The organism is Pseudofulvibacter geojedonensis (assembly GCF_042675745.1).
In the GTDB taxonomy this organism is placed as follows: Bacteria; Bacteroidota; Bacteroidia; order Flavobacteriales; family Flavobacteriaceae; genus Pseudofulvibacter; species Pseudofulvibacter geojedonensis.
Genome location: NZ_JBHTJM010000009.1, coordinates 318714 through 333857, shown reverse-complemented (window position 1 = coordinate 333857; position 15144 = coordinate 318714). Strand labels below are relative to the sequence as shown.

The window sequence follows — 15144 nt, the reverse complement described above, 5'->3', positions numbered from 1 at the left end:
ATTTTACTTGAAAAATTATCTTCAATAAAAATGGAACAAAAAATAACAGATTAAATTCAAGATATGAAAATGCTCAGTTCGATTTTAATTTGAATCAAGGTACTTATATTGAAAATACTGAAAAGAATTATCATTCTTATACATTTCAAATATATAATGATGAGAATAATTATAATATTAACAATATTGTTCTTTCTTCTCATAACAATGAACCATATAGAGCCTATTTAGTTATTTATAATTTAACTGAAGAAGAAAGAAATATTATAGAAAGAGGTGTAGATATTCCTCTAGAAGATAAAACTGTTATTCAGTATTTTGATATAGAGCAAATTAGCCTTTCAAATAGAGGTAGTACTTGTTACGATTTGGTTCAAGTAGATACAGTTGAAGACTGTGCAGCAGGTCATGATGTTTCTAATTGTAGTACAGATTGTTGTGGTGGTTGCTATGATGGCGTATATGAATGGGTAGAAGTAGATTGTGGTGGTGGCGGAGGAGGCTCTGGAACTACTGGATCAGGGTCAGGCTCAGGAACAACTTCTGGAGGTGGAGGAAGTACTGATGGATCAGGTTCAGATTCAGATGATTCAAGCTTAGCTACTTCATTAACTTCTGAAAAATGTCTAACTGGTCCAGATATAACCACAGCCCTTTCAGGTACGGGTATTTCATTGAGTGCAGAACAACTAAGCTGTATAACGGAAAGAGGTAATTGTAGTACTGGCAGTACATTAATTAGTTTTATAACAGCTAACTCTCTAGAAACTGCATTCTTTTATAAAGCTGTAAGTGCTCTTTGTAATGGGGGTGATGTAGATGTAGCTAAAAGAATTGTTTTTAATATTCCTAATGATTGTCATGAAAAAATTATAAAAGAAGCGTTTAATAACACTTCTGATTTAACACAACATGTTAAAGATGTATTTGAAGGAACTAACACCTATTATGTTTATGAAATAAACCAAGGTGTTATAACTAATGACCAATTCAACAACCCTAGAGGGGGAGCTACTACAGGTTTACCTACTGGAGATTATAATTGTGTTATTACTACAACCATTAATACTTGGTTATTATCTGGAGGTGACCCATCAAGAGATGAATGGGAGGGTGCTACAGATTTATCTATAGCAAAAACTGTAATACATGAGAGTTTACATGCTTTATTAGTATATTTACTTGATAATGGAGATTTAAATAGTTCTTTCCCTAATCCTACGTATGTACAATTAGCAGAAGCATTTGCACACCACCAAGCTGTTAATAATCAAGAATCAGGGCAAGCACTTAATGTTTTACAACATGAATATATGGTTTCATTTGTAAATGCTGTTGCTACTGCTTTACAACAAGTAGGACAAAACTTAGGGTATAATAACCCATATAGTTACTATCAAAAATTAGCTTGGTCTGGTTCTTTAGAGTCATCTCAGTCATACCCAATTCATTTCACTGCTTTAGATGAATATAAGGCTAGGGCTATAGGTATATCGGAACTTTTTAATATCAATACTATATATCAAGGAGTAGATGCTGATGGTAATGCTATGGATTATCATAATACCCCAAAAGGTAAATTAGCCAATAGTTCAAACTCAAATTGTAATTAATATGAAAAACAAACTATTATTTTTTTTATTTCTATTGTTGTATTTTAATTTTTCTAATGCTCAGCAAAATAGAATACAAGAAAAATTATACGATGATATTATTAGTGTAGCTAATGATGTTTTTAGTAAAAGATATAAGTCAAAAAAATATAAAACCCGTACTGTTATGTATGTAGGTATTTATAATAACAAAAATGTTTACGATTATTTTATAAGGCAAATTAATAAAGAGGAATTAGAAAAACAATTTAAAAGAAACCCGTCTTTATATGATGTGTTATTTAATAAAAAGGAGTTACAATATTATAAAAAACAAGCGTTAAATGGCCCCTTTAAATTTAATCACAGCGACATAGAAACAGATAGGATATTTGTTTATAATAAAAATCGTGATGTAGCTACTATAAGAGGTGGAAAACTCAGGTATATGTCTGATACTATGACAGAAGGTATGTCTGTGCCTTTATTTACTAGAAATCATAAATATGCTATACTAGACTCTTCTAATATCCAAGGTGGTGGCTATGTTGTATATGAAAAGAAAAATGGTAAATGGGTTGAAGTGTTTTATTTTGGACATTTTATATCATAATATAATTCGAATATATAAAAAGCACCATATGATATGGTGCTTTTTTATTTGTGTAATTTTAAGATAAAGCTTGTTCTAAATCTTTTAATAAGTCATCTATGTCTTCTATACCAATACTTAACCTAATTAAAGAATGGGAAATGCCTAATACTTCTTTTTCTGCATCTGGCAAAGAAGCATGAGACATGCTTATAGGATAACTCATTAAACTTTCTACACCTCCTAAAGATTCAGCCAAGGTAAATAGCTTTGCGTTCTCTATAAATTGAGTAGCAGCTTCTTTGTTGTTGTCTTTTAACTTAAAAGAAACCATGCCTCCAAAGTCATTCATTTGTTCTTTGGCAATTGTATGATTTGAGTGGTTTTCTAAACCGGGATAATAAACACTTGCAACCTTTGGGTGTTTTACTAAGTAATTGGCAACAGCTTTAGCGTTTTCGCAATGACGTTGCATTCTTACATGTAATGTTTTGATGCCCCTTAAGGCCAAAAAGCAATCTATTGGTCCGGCAATAGCACCTGCTGCATATTGTATAAAATGAATGTCTTTAGCTAATTGCTCATTTTTTACGATTAAGGCTCCTATAACAACATCAGAATGGCCGCTTAGGTATTTAGTAGCCGAATGCATGATAATATCTGCACCTAAGTCTAAAGGTTTTTGTAAATACGGAGTTGCAAAAGTATTGTCTACAGCAATTAAGATATTAGGGTTTACTTTTTTGGTGGCAGAAGCAATGGCTTGTATATTTACTATTTTTAACAACGGATTACTTGGGGTTTCTAACCAAATTAATTTAGTATTAGAGGTAATAACATTTGTTACATTTTCTGGTTTAGCCATATCTGCAAAATGAAATTTCAATCCATATTTTTGAAATAGCTGAGTGAACATACGGTACGAGCCACCATAAATATCTTTTCCCGCAATTATTTCGTCTCCCGGACTTAATAATCGCAATACGCAATCTACTGCTGCAATACCAGAAGAAAATGCAAAGCCATGAGTACCGTTTTCTATGGCGGCAAAAGCATTTTGTAAAGCTGTACGGCTCGGATTAGTTATTCTAGAATATTCATATCCTTTATTAACTCCTGGGCTGGGTTGCGCATAGGTAGAAGTTTGAAATATAGGAGGTACTACTGCACCTGTAGAAGCCTCGTGACTCTGACCACCGTGAATGGTTTTAGTGTTGAATTTCATATGTTCCTTTTTTAACAATATAAATGTAATATTTATATCTAATACTGAGTAGTATAAAATTAAAATGCCGTTACTTTGTGTATCTTAAATTTATACGTTGTGAATAAACTTTATTACTTAAAAACTTGTGATACTTGTAAAAGAATTATGAAGGATTGGAATCTGTCTTCAGAAGTTGTTTTACAAGACATAAAAGAGGAAGCGATTACAGTAAAACAGTTAGAAGAAATGCACAAACTATCTGGTAGTTACGAAGCTTTATTTAGTAAAAGAGCTAAGCTGTATAAAGAAATGGATTTAAAAAATCAATCTTTAACAGAAGCAGATTATAAACAATATATTTTAGAACATTATACTTTTTTAAAGAGACCTGTTTTATTATTTAATAATGAAATATTTATAGGTAACAGTAAAAAGAATGTTCAATTAGCTAAAGAAGCTATTCAAAATGGGTAAAAAATTTGCATTTATAGCAGCTTTTTTGGTGCAGGTATTTTACGGAGTAACTTTTACATTTGCTAACGATGTAATCGACGGAGGTTATATAGCTCCTTATGGCTTTATTTTGTTAAGGGTTATAGGTGCTACTACTTTATTTTGGATATTTAGCTTATTTACGATAAAAGAAAAAATTGAGAGAAAGGACTTTTTAACCTTTGTCGCTGCTGCATTTTTTGGGATAGCCTTTAATATGCTTACTTTTTTTAAAGGCTTGTCCTATACTACACCAATACATGCAGCTGTTATTATGGTAACCGTTCCGATAGTGGTATTAATTTTATCTTCTTTTTTGTTAAAAGAGAAACTGACGAGTTTAAAAATTATAGGCGTTGTTGTAGGCTTCTTAGGGGCTTTGGTATTAACACTCTATGGTAAGTCTACCCAAAGTTCCGATAACGTATTATTAGGGAATTTTTTAGTTTTTATTAATGCTGTGTCCTATAGTTTTTATATTATAATTGTTAAGAAACTTACTGCAAAATACCACCCATATACCTTTATAAAATGGTTGTTTTTAATTGGCATGTTTATGATATTACCTTTTGGGTTTTCAGAATTATCAGTAGTTCAGTGGAATAGTTTCACTCCTTATATTTCATTTTCGATAATTTTTGTAATTATTGCTGCAACTTTCGGAACATATATTTTAAACCCACTTGCATTAAGACAGTTAAAAGCTTCTACAGTAAGTACATTTTTATATTTACAGCCAGTAATGGCAGGTATTTTTGCTATAATTATGGGCAGCGACTCTTTAAATCCAGTAAAGATAGTTGCGGCAGTTTTAATATTTATTGGTGTATATTTGGTAAGCAAACCGGTTAAAAAACCGACTCAATCATAATGAACTACACTAAAGAGATTTATCAATATGTTTCAGAAATTCCTGAAACTGTTTGGTTAGCGTTAGATACAAAAGAAAAGATATATTTTTCTAAAGATTATTTGAAAGCTTTAGAAGCTCATAATTCTAATAAAATTCAGTTTTATTACGTAGTGGTTTTTAATGAAAACAAAGCAGTATCATTAGCTACTATTCAAGTAATATCGTTTGATTTTTCAGAAACAAACTTTAGCAATAATACTAGTAAGTTTACCCAGCGAGTAGCTCACAAATTAAATTGCTTTATTAAGAGAGATTACGTAAAAATAGTAATTTGTGGAAATGCTTTTTTAAGTGGAGAATACGGCGTTTATATAAAGACAGGAGAAGATAAAAAAGCAATTTTTAATGAGATTATAAGAGGAATACATAAAGTAATTAAGAGCGATAGGTATTTAAAAAAGTTAACAGATGTTATTTTGTTAAAAGACTTTGAAACCGCATCCTTACCTATAACTTCTGAACTTAAAAATTATAATTATGTTCCTGTATTTGTAGATCCGAATATGGTTTTAACTCTTAATCCTGAATGGCAAAGTTTTGAAGATTATATAGGAGCTTTTAAGTCTAAATTTAGGGTGAAAGCAAAAAAAGCTTATAAAACGAGCAACTCTTTAATAGCTAAAGATTTTACATCTGAAGAGATAATCACAAACAAAGAAAAGCTAACTAAATTATATCTTAACGTTGTAGATAAAGCAGGTTTTAATCCGGAAGTTTTAAACTTAAGTACGTATGCTGCTTTTAAAAATATTTTAAAAGATAAATTTGTTTTTAGGGTCTATTCTTTAGATGATGAAATAGTAGGTTTTATGAGTGGGCTTGTAAATAATGATAAATTAGATGCTCATTATGTTGGGATTGATTATGCACTAAATAAAGAGCATGCTATTTACTCTAGAATGCTATATGACTATGTACACATAGGTATAGATAAAAAACTTAAGAAAGTAGACTTTGGAAGAACTGCTGGCGAAATAAAGAGTACTTTGGGAGCAGTTCCAGAGAGTTTGGTTTGTTATGTAAGACATAAAAAGTCGGTTGCAAACTTTTTGGTAAAACCTTTCTTAAAAAAGATAAAACCAACAGCTTTTGAACAGAGACATCCTTTTAAAAAGTAATGTCATTGCGAGCAAAGCGTAACAATCAGCTTTAATAAAGAGATTCTTTTACGATGTTCGGAATGACATTATAACTAGATAATACTTTATTTTAAGGCCAAGCATTTATAATACCCCCCATAATAGCAAAACTTACAATCCAGTAACCAGTAACTACCATCATGTATTTAAACGAGCGTTGCTCATAAAGGCCATTAGTAACAACAACTGGTAAAACTACAAATATACCTAGTAAAGCACCATGAAAAGCCCCGTGTTTAAAAGTCATATTTTGTTCAATTCCATGTTGCATTTCGCCTGGTCCTCCACCAGTCATAACCATCATCATAAGTGTAAACGAAACTAAGAAGGCTAGAACTACAGATAAACCAAAAATAAGAGGCATGTTAGCTTTTTTTGCTTTTTCTTCAGTCATTCCTATTTCGTTCATCCAAATAGTCCCAAAAACTTTTGGGTTATACCAAATAAAACCAACTACAAGGGTAGATAAGGAAGCTACAATTAAGGCTATCCAATTAGGATTTATATCCATAATAATTAAAATTTAAAAGATTAGTTAGTTTTAAATATAGCTCTTTTTATTTGAGTATGAAAGAGTTGGGTTTTTAAAAAAGAATATAAAAAAACAAAGCAGAAGTTTCCTTCCGCTTTATTAACCCACAATTATAAAACACTTATAGTGTAATAATCTATGGCTAATATAGATATTCTAGTTAATATGTAGGGTTATAGAGTTGTATAAAAAGAAAAATTTGTTGTGAAAATCAAATGTTCTTAACCTATGTAAAGAAATAGAGATCGTTTTTTAGGATTTTACATTTAGATTAAACTATTTATAAGGTTCAATATAAAATACATTTGGTATTGTTACCTTTGTTGAAATTTTTTCAGAATTATGATACAATCTATGACCGGGTATGGGAAAAGTGTTTTGCAACTTCCTACTAAAAAAATTACTATAGAAGTAAAATCTTTAAATAGTAAAAACCTAGACATGAATGCAAGAATACCTTCTTTTTATAAAGAAAAGGAATTGCCATTAAGAACCATGGTAGCTAAATCTTTAGTTAGAGGAAAGGTAGATGTATCTTTATATGTAGAAATTACAGGTGAAGAAACCAATACAAAAATTAATACTCCCGTAGTTTCAGAATATATCAAGCAATTAAAATTGATATCTGAAGGATCTGATATAGACTTTCTGCAAATAGCGATGCGTTTGCCAGATGCAGCAAAAGCGACTAGAGAAGAGATTGATGAAAATGAATGGAAAGCAATAGAGACACATGTAAAAAACGCTCTAAAAGCTATTAATGATTATAGATTGGATGAAGGAAAAGCTTTAGAAGTAGATTTTGTGAAGCGAGTTTCTAATATTGGCAATTTATTAGAAGAGGTTATAGCTATAGACCCTGAAAGAGTAGCAGCAGTTAAGGATCGTTTACAAAAAGCTATTTCTGACTTAAAAGAGTCTGTAGACGAAAATAGGTTTGAGCAAGAACTAGTATACTATATAGAGAAGTATGATATTACTGAAGAAAAGGTAAGATTGAAAAATCATTTAGAATATTTTATTACCTCGTTAAATACCGTAGAATCTAATGGTAAAAAATTAGGTTTTATAGCTCAAGAAATGGGTAGAGAAATTAATACAATAGGATCTAAATCTAACTATGCACCTATGCAGAAATTAGTTGTGCAGATGAAAGATGAGTTAGAGAAAATAAAAGAACAACTTTTAAATGTTTTATAATGATTAAAGGAAAATTATTAGTTTTTTCGGCACCATCTGGATCTGGTAAAACCACTATTGTTAGGCATTTATTAGGAATAGATAAGTTAAATTTAGAATTTTCCATATCTGCAACTTCAAGAGAACCAAGGGGAGAAGAAGTAGATGGAAAAGACTATTATTTTTTATCTCTTAAGGAGTTTAAAAATAAAATTAAAGCAGACGAGTTTTTAGAGTGGGAAGAGGTATACAGAGATAATTTTTATGGAACCTTAAAATCTGAAGTTGAGAGAATTTGGTCTAAAGGCAAGCATGTTATTTTTGATATAGATGTGGTTGGAGGTATTGATATTAAGCGTATTTACCCAGAAAGAACATTATCTGTTTTTGTAAAACCGCCAAGTATAGAAGAGCTAAAAATACGTTTAAAAAAGCGATCTACAGAAAGTGAAGATAAAATTAATATGCGTGTAGCAAAAGCTTCAATAGAATTGGCAACAGCACCACAATTTGATTTTATTATAGAGAATGATAATTTAGAAGTAGCTTTAAAAGAAGCAGAAGAGTTGGCTCATAATTTCCTTAAGAAAAGGATATAGTATGAAAGTAGGTTTGTATTTTGGTACTTTTAATCCCATTCATGTTGGGCATTTAGCAATAGCTAATCATTTGGTAGAAAACTCAGACTTAGATCAGTTATGGATGGTGGTTACACCTTTAAGTCCGTTTAAAAAGAAAAGTAGTTTATTGGCCAATCATCATAGACTAGAAATGGTGTATAAAGCTACTGAAAATTATGACAAAATTAAACCAAGTGATATAGAGTTTAAGTTACCAGAGCCAAATTATACAGTTCATACCTTAGCACATTTAGAAGAAAAGTATCCGAAGTATGAGTTCTCATTAATTATGGGAGAAGATAATTTAAAAGGCTTTCATAAATGGAAGAACTACGAAAGTATACTAGAAAATTATCACATATATGTTTACCCAAGAATATCAGAAGGAGTAATTGAACATCGGTTTAAAGATCATCCAAAAATTACGAGAGTAAACGCTCCTATTATGGAAATATCTTCTACGATGATTCGTAATAGTATTAAAGAAGGAAAAAATATTCGTCCTTTATTAGATAGTCAGGTTTGGCAATATATAGATGAGATGAATTTTTATAAAAAATAAAGCCACCTACTTCTCAGTAAACGGCTTCATTAACCAACTAAAATTAATTATTAAATCAACTTGCTTCTGTTAGAAGCGATTTAAACTTGTTATCTAGAACTTTTTAAGTTCTGTCCGCTATTGGGATTAATCGTTCTTTTACTAGATTCTTTTCCAAAATCCTTCAAAGTAATTTTTGTTCTTTTTTTGTCTTTATTATCAGCTGTTTTGTACTGAATAAAATTGCGTCCTACAAATCTATATGCAGTTCCAGAACTTGGGTGGTATAATTCTATTTCACTATCGGTAATAACACTTAATTCAAAGTATTCGTCTGTAAAATAATCGTAATCTAATGTTAGAGCTTTAACTGTATTGGTGTCAGAAAAATTAGCAACATTATACAATCCGGTATAATCCCAATATAAGTTATGTACAGGTGTTCCAGGAAGATCTCTCGAACTTCTAAAGTCACCATTATTTCCGCTAGCTAAAAACTGTAAAAAATTCTCTGCATCAAATTCGTTTTCGGTACCACCTAGCGTAGCTACTTTTTCCCACGATTCATATTCTTGTAAGAAATAATGAATATTATCATAAAAAACCTGATCGTAATTAAATGTACTTCTATAATATCCGTACGCTATGTACGATGTATTAGTAGGTCTATGGTATAGTTCAATTTTGTTGGCTGCTAATTGGTATACTTCTACAGCCCAATAACCGTGTAAATTGTCGTTAATCTCTAAAATATTATCAAAAGCACTAAAATAGCCAATTGGTATTCCATAGCCGTTACCAGTAGTTCCTATACCAGCTAAGTTGTTATTGGCATATACAGTATCACCCTGAAAAGACATTGTAAAAGCTCTTTGTATTGAAGGAACTTCACCATGACCAGTTGTTTGGTGTATATCTATGTACCATAAGTCGTAACTGCTTAGTTTTTGGTGTAATGTTTGTGAAGGAGCTATAGGATGCTCATCAATTATTTCAACAGAGCAAGAACCTAAGAAAAGGCTGGTTAGCATGATTCCGAAGAGTAATTTTAGAGTTTTCATAAGCTTTTATTTTGTAGTTATATTATATAATCATCAACTTTTATGCCAAAACCTTAATCTATTGATAACCAATAAGTAAGATAAAACGTAATATTTTATGTATTTTTGATGGCTTTATACGGTAGAACTTGTTTAACTGGTTAGGCAAAAATGGTTGATTTATAGATGGAAAAAAACAATAAAAAGTTTGCAGTAATAGGAGGCGGTAGTTGGGCTACAGCTATAGTAAAAATGTTATGCGAAAACCTAAATGAGGTTGGTTGGTATATGCGTAATGAGTCTGCAATAGAACATATACAAACGGCATATCATAATCCTAATTATCTTAGCTCTGTAGAGTTTCATACAGAAAAGCTACAATTAAGTTCAGATATTAATGAAATTGTTGCCTTTGCAGATTATGTAATTTTCGCTATCCCTTCAGCTTTTTTATATAAAGAACTAGAAAAGTTAACAGTTAGTTTAGAAAATAAAGTAGTTTTTTCTGCTATTAAAGGAATTGTTCCTGAGAGTAGTTTAATAGTAGGCGAACACTTTAACGAACACTATCATATTCCTTTTGAAAATATAGGAGTTATTACAGGTCCATGTCATGCTGAAGAAGTAGCTCTAGAAAGACTTTCTTATTTAACGATTGCTTGTGCAGACGAGGAGAAAGCAAAAACTTTAGCCGATGTCTTGTCTGGCGATTATATCAAGTGCAAAATTTCTGATGATATTATTGGTACCGAGTATGCGGCAATGTTAAAAAACATTTATGCGGTTGCTGCTGGTATTGCACATGGTTTAGGTTATGGAGATAATTTCCAGAGCGTGTTAATGAGTAATGCTATTAGAGAAATGAAACGTTTTATTAAAAAGCGCCATAAGATGAAACGTAATATTAACAACTCTGCATATTTAGGAGATTTGTTGGTAACAGGCTATTCTGTTTTTAGTAGAAATAGAATGTTTGGTAATATGGTAGGTAAAGGTTATACAGTAAAATCTGCTCAAATGGAGATGAGTATGGTTGCCGAAGGGTATTATGCTACTAAAAGTGCCTACAAGCTTAACGAAGCGAGTACTAAAAAAGCAAAAACGCCTATTATAGATGCTGTTTATGCCGTATTATACGACGCAAAAAACCCTAAGAAAATCTTTAAAAAACTGACCGATAAGTTGGATTAGGTAAGTCTTTAGTAGCTAGTCGTTAACTATAGTTAGATTTAAAAAATGAAAGTATTGATTACTTTGTTTCTAAGTTTGATATCATTTTCATCGTCAAAAAACACAAATTCAAATTTGGGAATGTATTATTACTTAATTCCAGAAACTGATACAGGATGTGTTGATGATTTTCCAAGTGGATTATCATATTTTTTCGAACAAGTTGGAGGATATGATGAATATGCTACCGTTAGTCAATTAGAAAATGAACTTGATATAGATTTAAGTCTATTTCAAAATATTTATATTGATGACAAATCTATATTCGAGGAAATGGAAAAATATGGAGAAATTAGAGATGCAGAAGAAGAATTCAAAAAGCATGCAGAAAAGACAAAAATAAGAACAGAATCAATGTTTGATTTACTTCTGATATTTAAAAATAAACTTGAAAAAAATCGAGATTTTGCTAATAAAATAAAATTCAATAGCAACAAAGAGTTATCTGAATCGATTAGAACTTTATATCCACCAGAAATTGAATATTATAAAAATGGAAAATTCTTAAAGGATTTAGATGCTTTAATTTCAATTATTAACTGTTATAAAAAAAACGGAGTAAGATACTTGAGATTAGGATATGCATAAAATAGAAGTACTATCAGTGATTCTTTTTCAAACTGAAAACTTATTTTCTTTAACAATTTACTTAACTAAAACACCTCTTACATCCATTAAAGGAATGTCTTGTAAGGCTTTTTCGTTAATGGTATTTTTTCTAAACAAGTATTTTTTCTCGTACATTTTACCTTCTGCAAAAAAGGTTACATAAAACAAGTTATTTAGTTCAAATACTTGTTCTTGTAATAACTCAATTTTAGCATACGACTTTTTAGGTAAGTTCTGTATAGAGTGTCTAAACTTAGTAGTCTTTTTAGTTTTTGAGTATCCTTCAGAAACAATCAAAGCCATTTCTAAATCTACTTCCTGATCATTAATAATATAGGCAACCCAATCTTTTTCATTATGTTCTTTATTTAGTTCTTGTACTACCGCTACATAAACTTTTTCTACAACAGGTATTTCTATATCTTTTTTCATAAAAAAACTATAATTTGGATGGCAAAAATAAGAACAAGTTTACTTTTACCATAAAATAATTTGAGTTGGAGTTAAATATATATCAAGTACTAATATTATTAGGTGTTTTACACGGACTGATATTTTCTGGAGTATTACTATTCCATCCTAAATATGCATCTAAAACTAATAGGTTTCTTTCCTTAACGGTTTTGTGTTTAGTGTCAAGTAATATACAGTATTTATTAATACTTCTTAATTTATTACAAATACAGAACATCTTTATTATTCCGATTGAAATTTTAATTATTCCTTTTTTCTATTTGTTTGTACATAAATACTTAAACCTAAAGATTTCTACAATAGAGAAAAGAGTACTGTTTATACCCTTCTTTATAGCTTTACTTTTAATAATATTAGACTATTACTCTTTTAACAATTTTGATTTCTATAAGGTTTATGAAAACAGTTCTTCATTGTATAGTTTGTTTTTAATTGTAGTAATCTATTTTAAAATAAGAAAATATGAAACTCTTAAAGAAGACAGAAATACTATAAAACTTCAGGTAAATTGGCTCAAGCACTTATTAATAATAGGCATAATAATATGTTTGTATTGGTTTTATAGTATTAATTCGTTTACTGTAGGTAAAATAAGTTTCTATCCTTTCTATATTTTATGGATTAGTATTAGTTTTTTAATTTATTGGATTGGATATGTTTCTGTTTTTAAGGCACAAATCACTAATGAGAGAAAGCAAATAAGAAGACAAATCAATAAGTTATCTACTAATAATAAAAACAGGGAGGTTTCTCAGGAATTATATACTAGAATAATTTATTATATAAAAAATGAAAAGGCTTATTTAAGTTCTGAATTAGACCTTAAACATTTAGCGAATAAGTTTGATAAATCACCAAGTTATATTTCTCAACTAATTAATAAAAATCAAGAGTTGAATTTAACAGATTTTATTAGTCAATTAAGGGTAGAGAAATCAAAAGAAATGTTATTGAATCCAGATTTTGATAAGTATACTATTACGGCAATAGCTTTAGAAAGTGGTTTTAAATCTAAGTCTAGTTTTTATAGTGCGTTTAAGAAATTTACTCAGAAAACTCCTAAAGAGTTTAAAAGTGTCCGAGATTTATAAGTATTTAAATATCGAGGAACTATCCAGTAATATTTTTACAACTTAACTACAATTTCAGATCTAGTTTTGTACAAGATATAAAATTAGAATTATGAAAAAAGTTAAAGTGTTATTAGTACTAATCTTATTAGTTACTTTTATAAAAGCCATTGGGAATCCTGTATTTTTTGTAAAAAAAGATTCAACATCAAAAATTAATGTAGATACTATTCAAATTAAAAATGATGTTTTAAAATTATGCACTACACCTAAAGCAAGAAACTACAAAAATATAGCATCGTTAAATGAAGCGGGTAATTATATTAAGCAAGAGTTTACTAAAATAGGTTTAGAGGTTTCAGAACAAGTTTTTAGTGTTTATGGCAAAGAGTATAAAAATATAATTGCTTATTATGGACCAGAAAATGGAGAGCGAATTGTTATTGGAGCTCATTATGATGTTTGTGGCGAACAACAAGGAGCAGATGACAATGCTAGTGGAGTAGCTGGCTTATTAGAAATAGCTAGACAATTTCAAGTGCATAAACCGAAGACTCATTACAGATTTGAATTTGTTGCTTATACATTAGAAGAGCCTCCTTTTTTTAGAACAGAATATATGGGAAGTTATGTGCATGCCAAAAGTTTAAAAGATAAAGGAATTAAGGTAAAAGCAATGATTTCTTTAGAGATGATTGGTTACTTTTCAGAAGAAAAAAAATCACAAGAATACCCGTTGTCAATTTTAAAATTATTTTATCCTTCTAAAGCCAATTATATAGCCGTAGTTGGAAAATTTGGAAAAGGAAAAATAACCAGAGTAGTGAAGAAAGGGCTTAGAAAAGGGAGTGATATAAAAGTTAAATCAATTAACGCACCAGCCTCTGTACAAGGAATAGATTTTTCTGATCATTTAAACTATTGGGAACATGGATTTGATGCTGTAATGGTTACAGATACTTCTTTTTTTAGGAATAAGAATTATCATCAAGTAACAGATACTCCAGAAACATTGAATTATTATAAAATGGCTGAGGTAATTAAAGGGGTGACTTATGCGTTGTTTAACCTAGAATAATTACTCTAAGTAATAGGTGTAAATCGGAATGCGAATAGTTTCTTCTATTTGGCTTTCTTGAGCTACAATTTCGACACCTTTGTTCATAAAAAGCTATGATTTTGGGTGGAAAAAAATAGGAACAAGTTTATTTTCGTCATAAATATCTTATCATTATTCATCTTTACTTCTTAACAAGAATCGATTAGTTATCTTTGTATTTAGTAAGAATTTAAAAGAATATTTTGGTTTATGAATAATGAAAGTTTTGGTCTATCAAGTAATATTGTTCATTATCGAAAGAAGTTAGGATTATCTCAAGAAGCTTTAGCAGAGAGAGCTAATGTCTCATTAAGTACGGTACAACGTATAGAAAAAGGAACGGTTAAGCCTCGAGCATATACAATAAGAATTTTAGCAGAATCTTTAGGAATAGAAATTATAGATTTATTACCAGATTTAGAAAATAAAAAAGATTCTAACATTGATTTTTTGGCTTTAAAAAAAATGAATTTTTATGCATTAGTTTTAGTATTCATTCCATTTATCAATATAATATTGCCGCTATTAGTTTGGAAAAAGAATAAAAAAACTCTTACTAAAAATATAATTGCAGGAAAAATTATTAGTTTTCAATTACTTTGGAGTATAAGTGTTATAGTTGGGGCTTTTTCATGTATAATTTTAACAAATTTAATTACTGGAGAAGCAGGATTTGGACATTATACTGCTAATACATTTTTTTTAGTTGCTTTAATTTATAATGTATTTACTATTGTTAAAACTGCCTCTCAATTAAATAAAAAGGATGAAAATGTGTTGGCATTTGTGACTAATTTATTTTAAATAAAAACGAA

General features: G+C 29.8%; 17 protein-coding genes. 13 read left to right on the top strand and 4 right to left on the bottom strand.

Annotated features, from left to right (window positions below):
- Positions 1-89 precede the first annotated feature (89 nt).
- Entirely contained in the window at positions 90-1613 is a 1524-nt protein-coding gene (locus ACFQ1O_RS11135; protein WP_377716096.1) for a hypothetical protein, read from the top strand.
- A 1-nt stretch (position 1614) separates the two neighbouring features.
- The gene (locus tag ACFQ1O_RS11130) at positions 1615-2205 is read left to right on the top strand and encodes a hypothetical protein (RefSeq protein ID WP_377716095.1); all 591 of its coding nucleotides are present in this window, start codon (positions 1615-1617) and stop codon (positions 2203-2205) included.
- A 58-nt stretch (positions 2206-2263) separates the two neighbouring features.
- On the opposite strand, the gene ACFQ1O_RS11125 is transcribed toward ACFQ1O_RS11130, so the two are convergent.
- Positions 2264-3409, bottom strand: a complete 1146-nt coding sequence (locus ACFQ1O_RS11125) for a cystathionine gamma-synthase (RefSeq protein WP_377716094.1) — start codon at positions 3407-3409, stop codon at positions 2264-2266.
- 99 nt (positions 3410-3508) lie between these two features.
- Here ACFQ1O_RS11125 and ACFQ1O_RS11120 point away from each other — a divergent pair, with 99 nt between their 5' ends.
- From ACFQ1O_RS11120 to ACFQ1O_RS11110, 3 genes are read left to right on the top strand one after another with little or no spacing between them, the layout of a single operon-like run.
- Positions 3509-3865 carry an arsenate reductase family protein gene (locus ACFQ1O_RS11120; protein WP_377716093.1) on the top strand — a complete coding sequence of 119 codons (357 nt, stop codon included), beginning with the start codon at positions 3509-3511 and terminating at the stop codon, positions 3863-3865.
- A complete protein-coding gene (locus ACFQ1O_RS11115) occupies positions 3858-4754 on the top strand; it encodes a DMT family transporter (RefSeq protein WP_377716092.1) in 897 nt (298 codons plus the stop codon). The genes ACFQ1O_RS11120 and ACFQ1O_RS11115 overlap by 8 nt, the downstream gene beginning before the upstream one ends.
- Positions 4754-5914, top strand: a complete 1161-nt coding sequence (locus tag ACFQ1O_RS11110; RefSeq protein WP_377716091.1) for a peptidogalycan biosysnthesis protein — start codon at positions 4754-4756, stop codon at positions 5912-5914. Before ACFQ1O_RS11115 ends, ACFQ1O_RS11110 begins: the two co-directional genes overlap by 1 nt.
- A 91-nt stretch (positions 5915-6005) precedes the next feature.
- Here ACFQ1O_RS11110 and ACFQ1O_RS11105 read toward each other — a convergent pair whose 3' ends face one another.
- A complete protein-coding gene (locus ACFQ1O_RS11105; RefSeq protein WP_377716090.1) occupies positions 6006-6446 on the bottom strand; it encodes a DUF1761 domain-containing protein in 441 nt (146 codons plus the stop codon).
- A 363-nt stretch (positions 6447-6809) separates the two neighbouring features.
- Here ACFQ1O_RS11105 and ACFQ1O_RS11100 point away from each other — a divergent pair, with 363 nt between their 5' ends.
- The 3 genes from ACFQ1O_RS11100 to nadD are packed head-to-tail and all read left to right on the top strand — an operon-like array spanning position 6810 to position 8828.
- Complete coding sequence (locus tag ACFQ1O_RS11100; protein ID WP_377716089.1) at positions 6810-7667, top strand: YicC/YloC family endoribonuclease; 858 nt, start codon at positions 6810-6812, stop codon at positions 7665-7667.
- Positions 7667-8245, top strand: coding sequence for a guanylate kinase (gene gmk, locus ACFQ1O_RS11095; protein ID WP_377716088.1), 579 nt, complete (start codon positions 7667-7669; stop codon positions 8243-8245). The genes ACFQ1O_RS11100 and gmk overlap by 1 nt, the downstream gene beginning before the upstream one ends.
- A 1-nt stretch (position 8246) precedes the next feature.
- The gene (nadD, locus tag ACFQ1O_RS11090) at positions 8247-8828 is read left to right on the top strand and encodes a nicotinate (nicotinamide) nucleotide adenylyltransferase (RefSeq protein WP_377716087.1); all 582 of its coding nucleotides are present in this window, start codon (positions 8247-8249) and stop codon (positions 8826-8828) included.
- A gap of 89 nt (positions 8829-8917) precedes the next feature.
- Here nadD and ACFQ1O_RS11085 read toward each other — a convergent pair whose 3' ends face one another.
- A complete protein-coding gene (locus ACFQ1O_RS11085; RefSeq protein ID WP_377716086.1) occupies positions 8918-9868 on the bottom strand; it encodes a nicotinic acid mononucleotide adenyltransferase in 951 nt (316 codons plus the stop codon).
- 165 nt (positions 9869-10033) lie between these two features.
- On the opposite strand from ACFQ1O_RS11085, the gene ACFQ1O_RS11080 reads away from it, so the two are divergent.
- The gene (locus tag ACFQ1O_RS11080) at positions 10034-11038 is read left to right on the top strand and encodes an NAD(P)H-dependent glycerol-3-phosphate dehydrogenase (protein WP_377716085.1); all 1005 of its coding nucleotides are present in this window, start codon (positions 10034-10036) and stop codon (positions 11036-11038) included.
- A gap of 45 nt (positions 11039-11083) precedes the next feature.
- Positions 11084-11665 carry a hypothetical protein gene (locus tag ACFQ1O_RS11075; RefSeq protein ID WP_377716084.1) on the top strand — a complete coding sequence of 194 codons (582 nt, stop codon included), beginning with the start codon at positions 11084-11086 and terminating at the stop codon, positions 11663-11665.
- 57 nt (positions 11666-11722) lie between these two features.
- On the opposite strand, the gene ACFQ1O_RS11070 is transcribed toward ACFQ1O_RS11075, so the two are convergent.
- On the bottom strand, positions 11723-12118 hold the full coding sequence (locus ACFQ1O_RS11070) for a hypothetical protein (protein ID WP_377716083.1): 396 nt from the start codon (positions 12116-12118) through the stop codon (positions 11723-11725).
- 65 nt (positions 12119-12183) lie between these two features.
- Here ACFQ1O_RS11070 and ACFQ1O_RS11065 point away from each other — a divergent pair, with 65 nt between their 5' ends.
- The 3 genes from ACFQ1O_RS11065 to ACFQ1O_RS11055 all read left to right on the top strand — a co-directional run bounded on the left by ACFQ1O_RS11065 (position 12184) and on the right by ACFQ1O_RS11055 (position 15133).
- Positions 12184-13251, top strand: coding sequence for a helix-turn-helix domain-containing protein (locus ACFQ1O_RS11065; protein WP_377716082.1), 1068 nt, complete (start codon positions 12184-12186; stop codon positions 13249-13251).
- 91 nt (positions 13252-13342) lie between these two features.
- Entirely contained in the window at positions 13343-14308 is a 966-nt protein-coding gene (locus ACFQ1O_RS11060) for a M28 family peptidase (RefSeq protein ID WP_377716081.1), read from the top strand.
- A gap of 231 nt (positions 14309-14539) precedes the next feature.
- The gene (locus tag ACFQ1O_RS11055; protein WP_377716080.1) at positions 14540-15133 is read left to right on the top strand and encodes a helix-turn-helix domain-containing protein; all 594 of its coding nucleotides are present in this window, start codon (positions 14540-14542) and stop codon (positions 15131-15133) included.
- Positions 15134-15144: the final 11 nt, after the last annotated feature.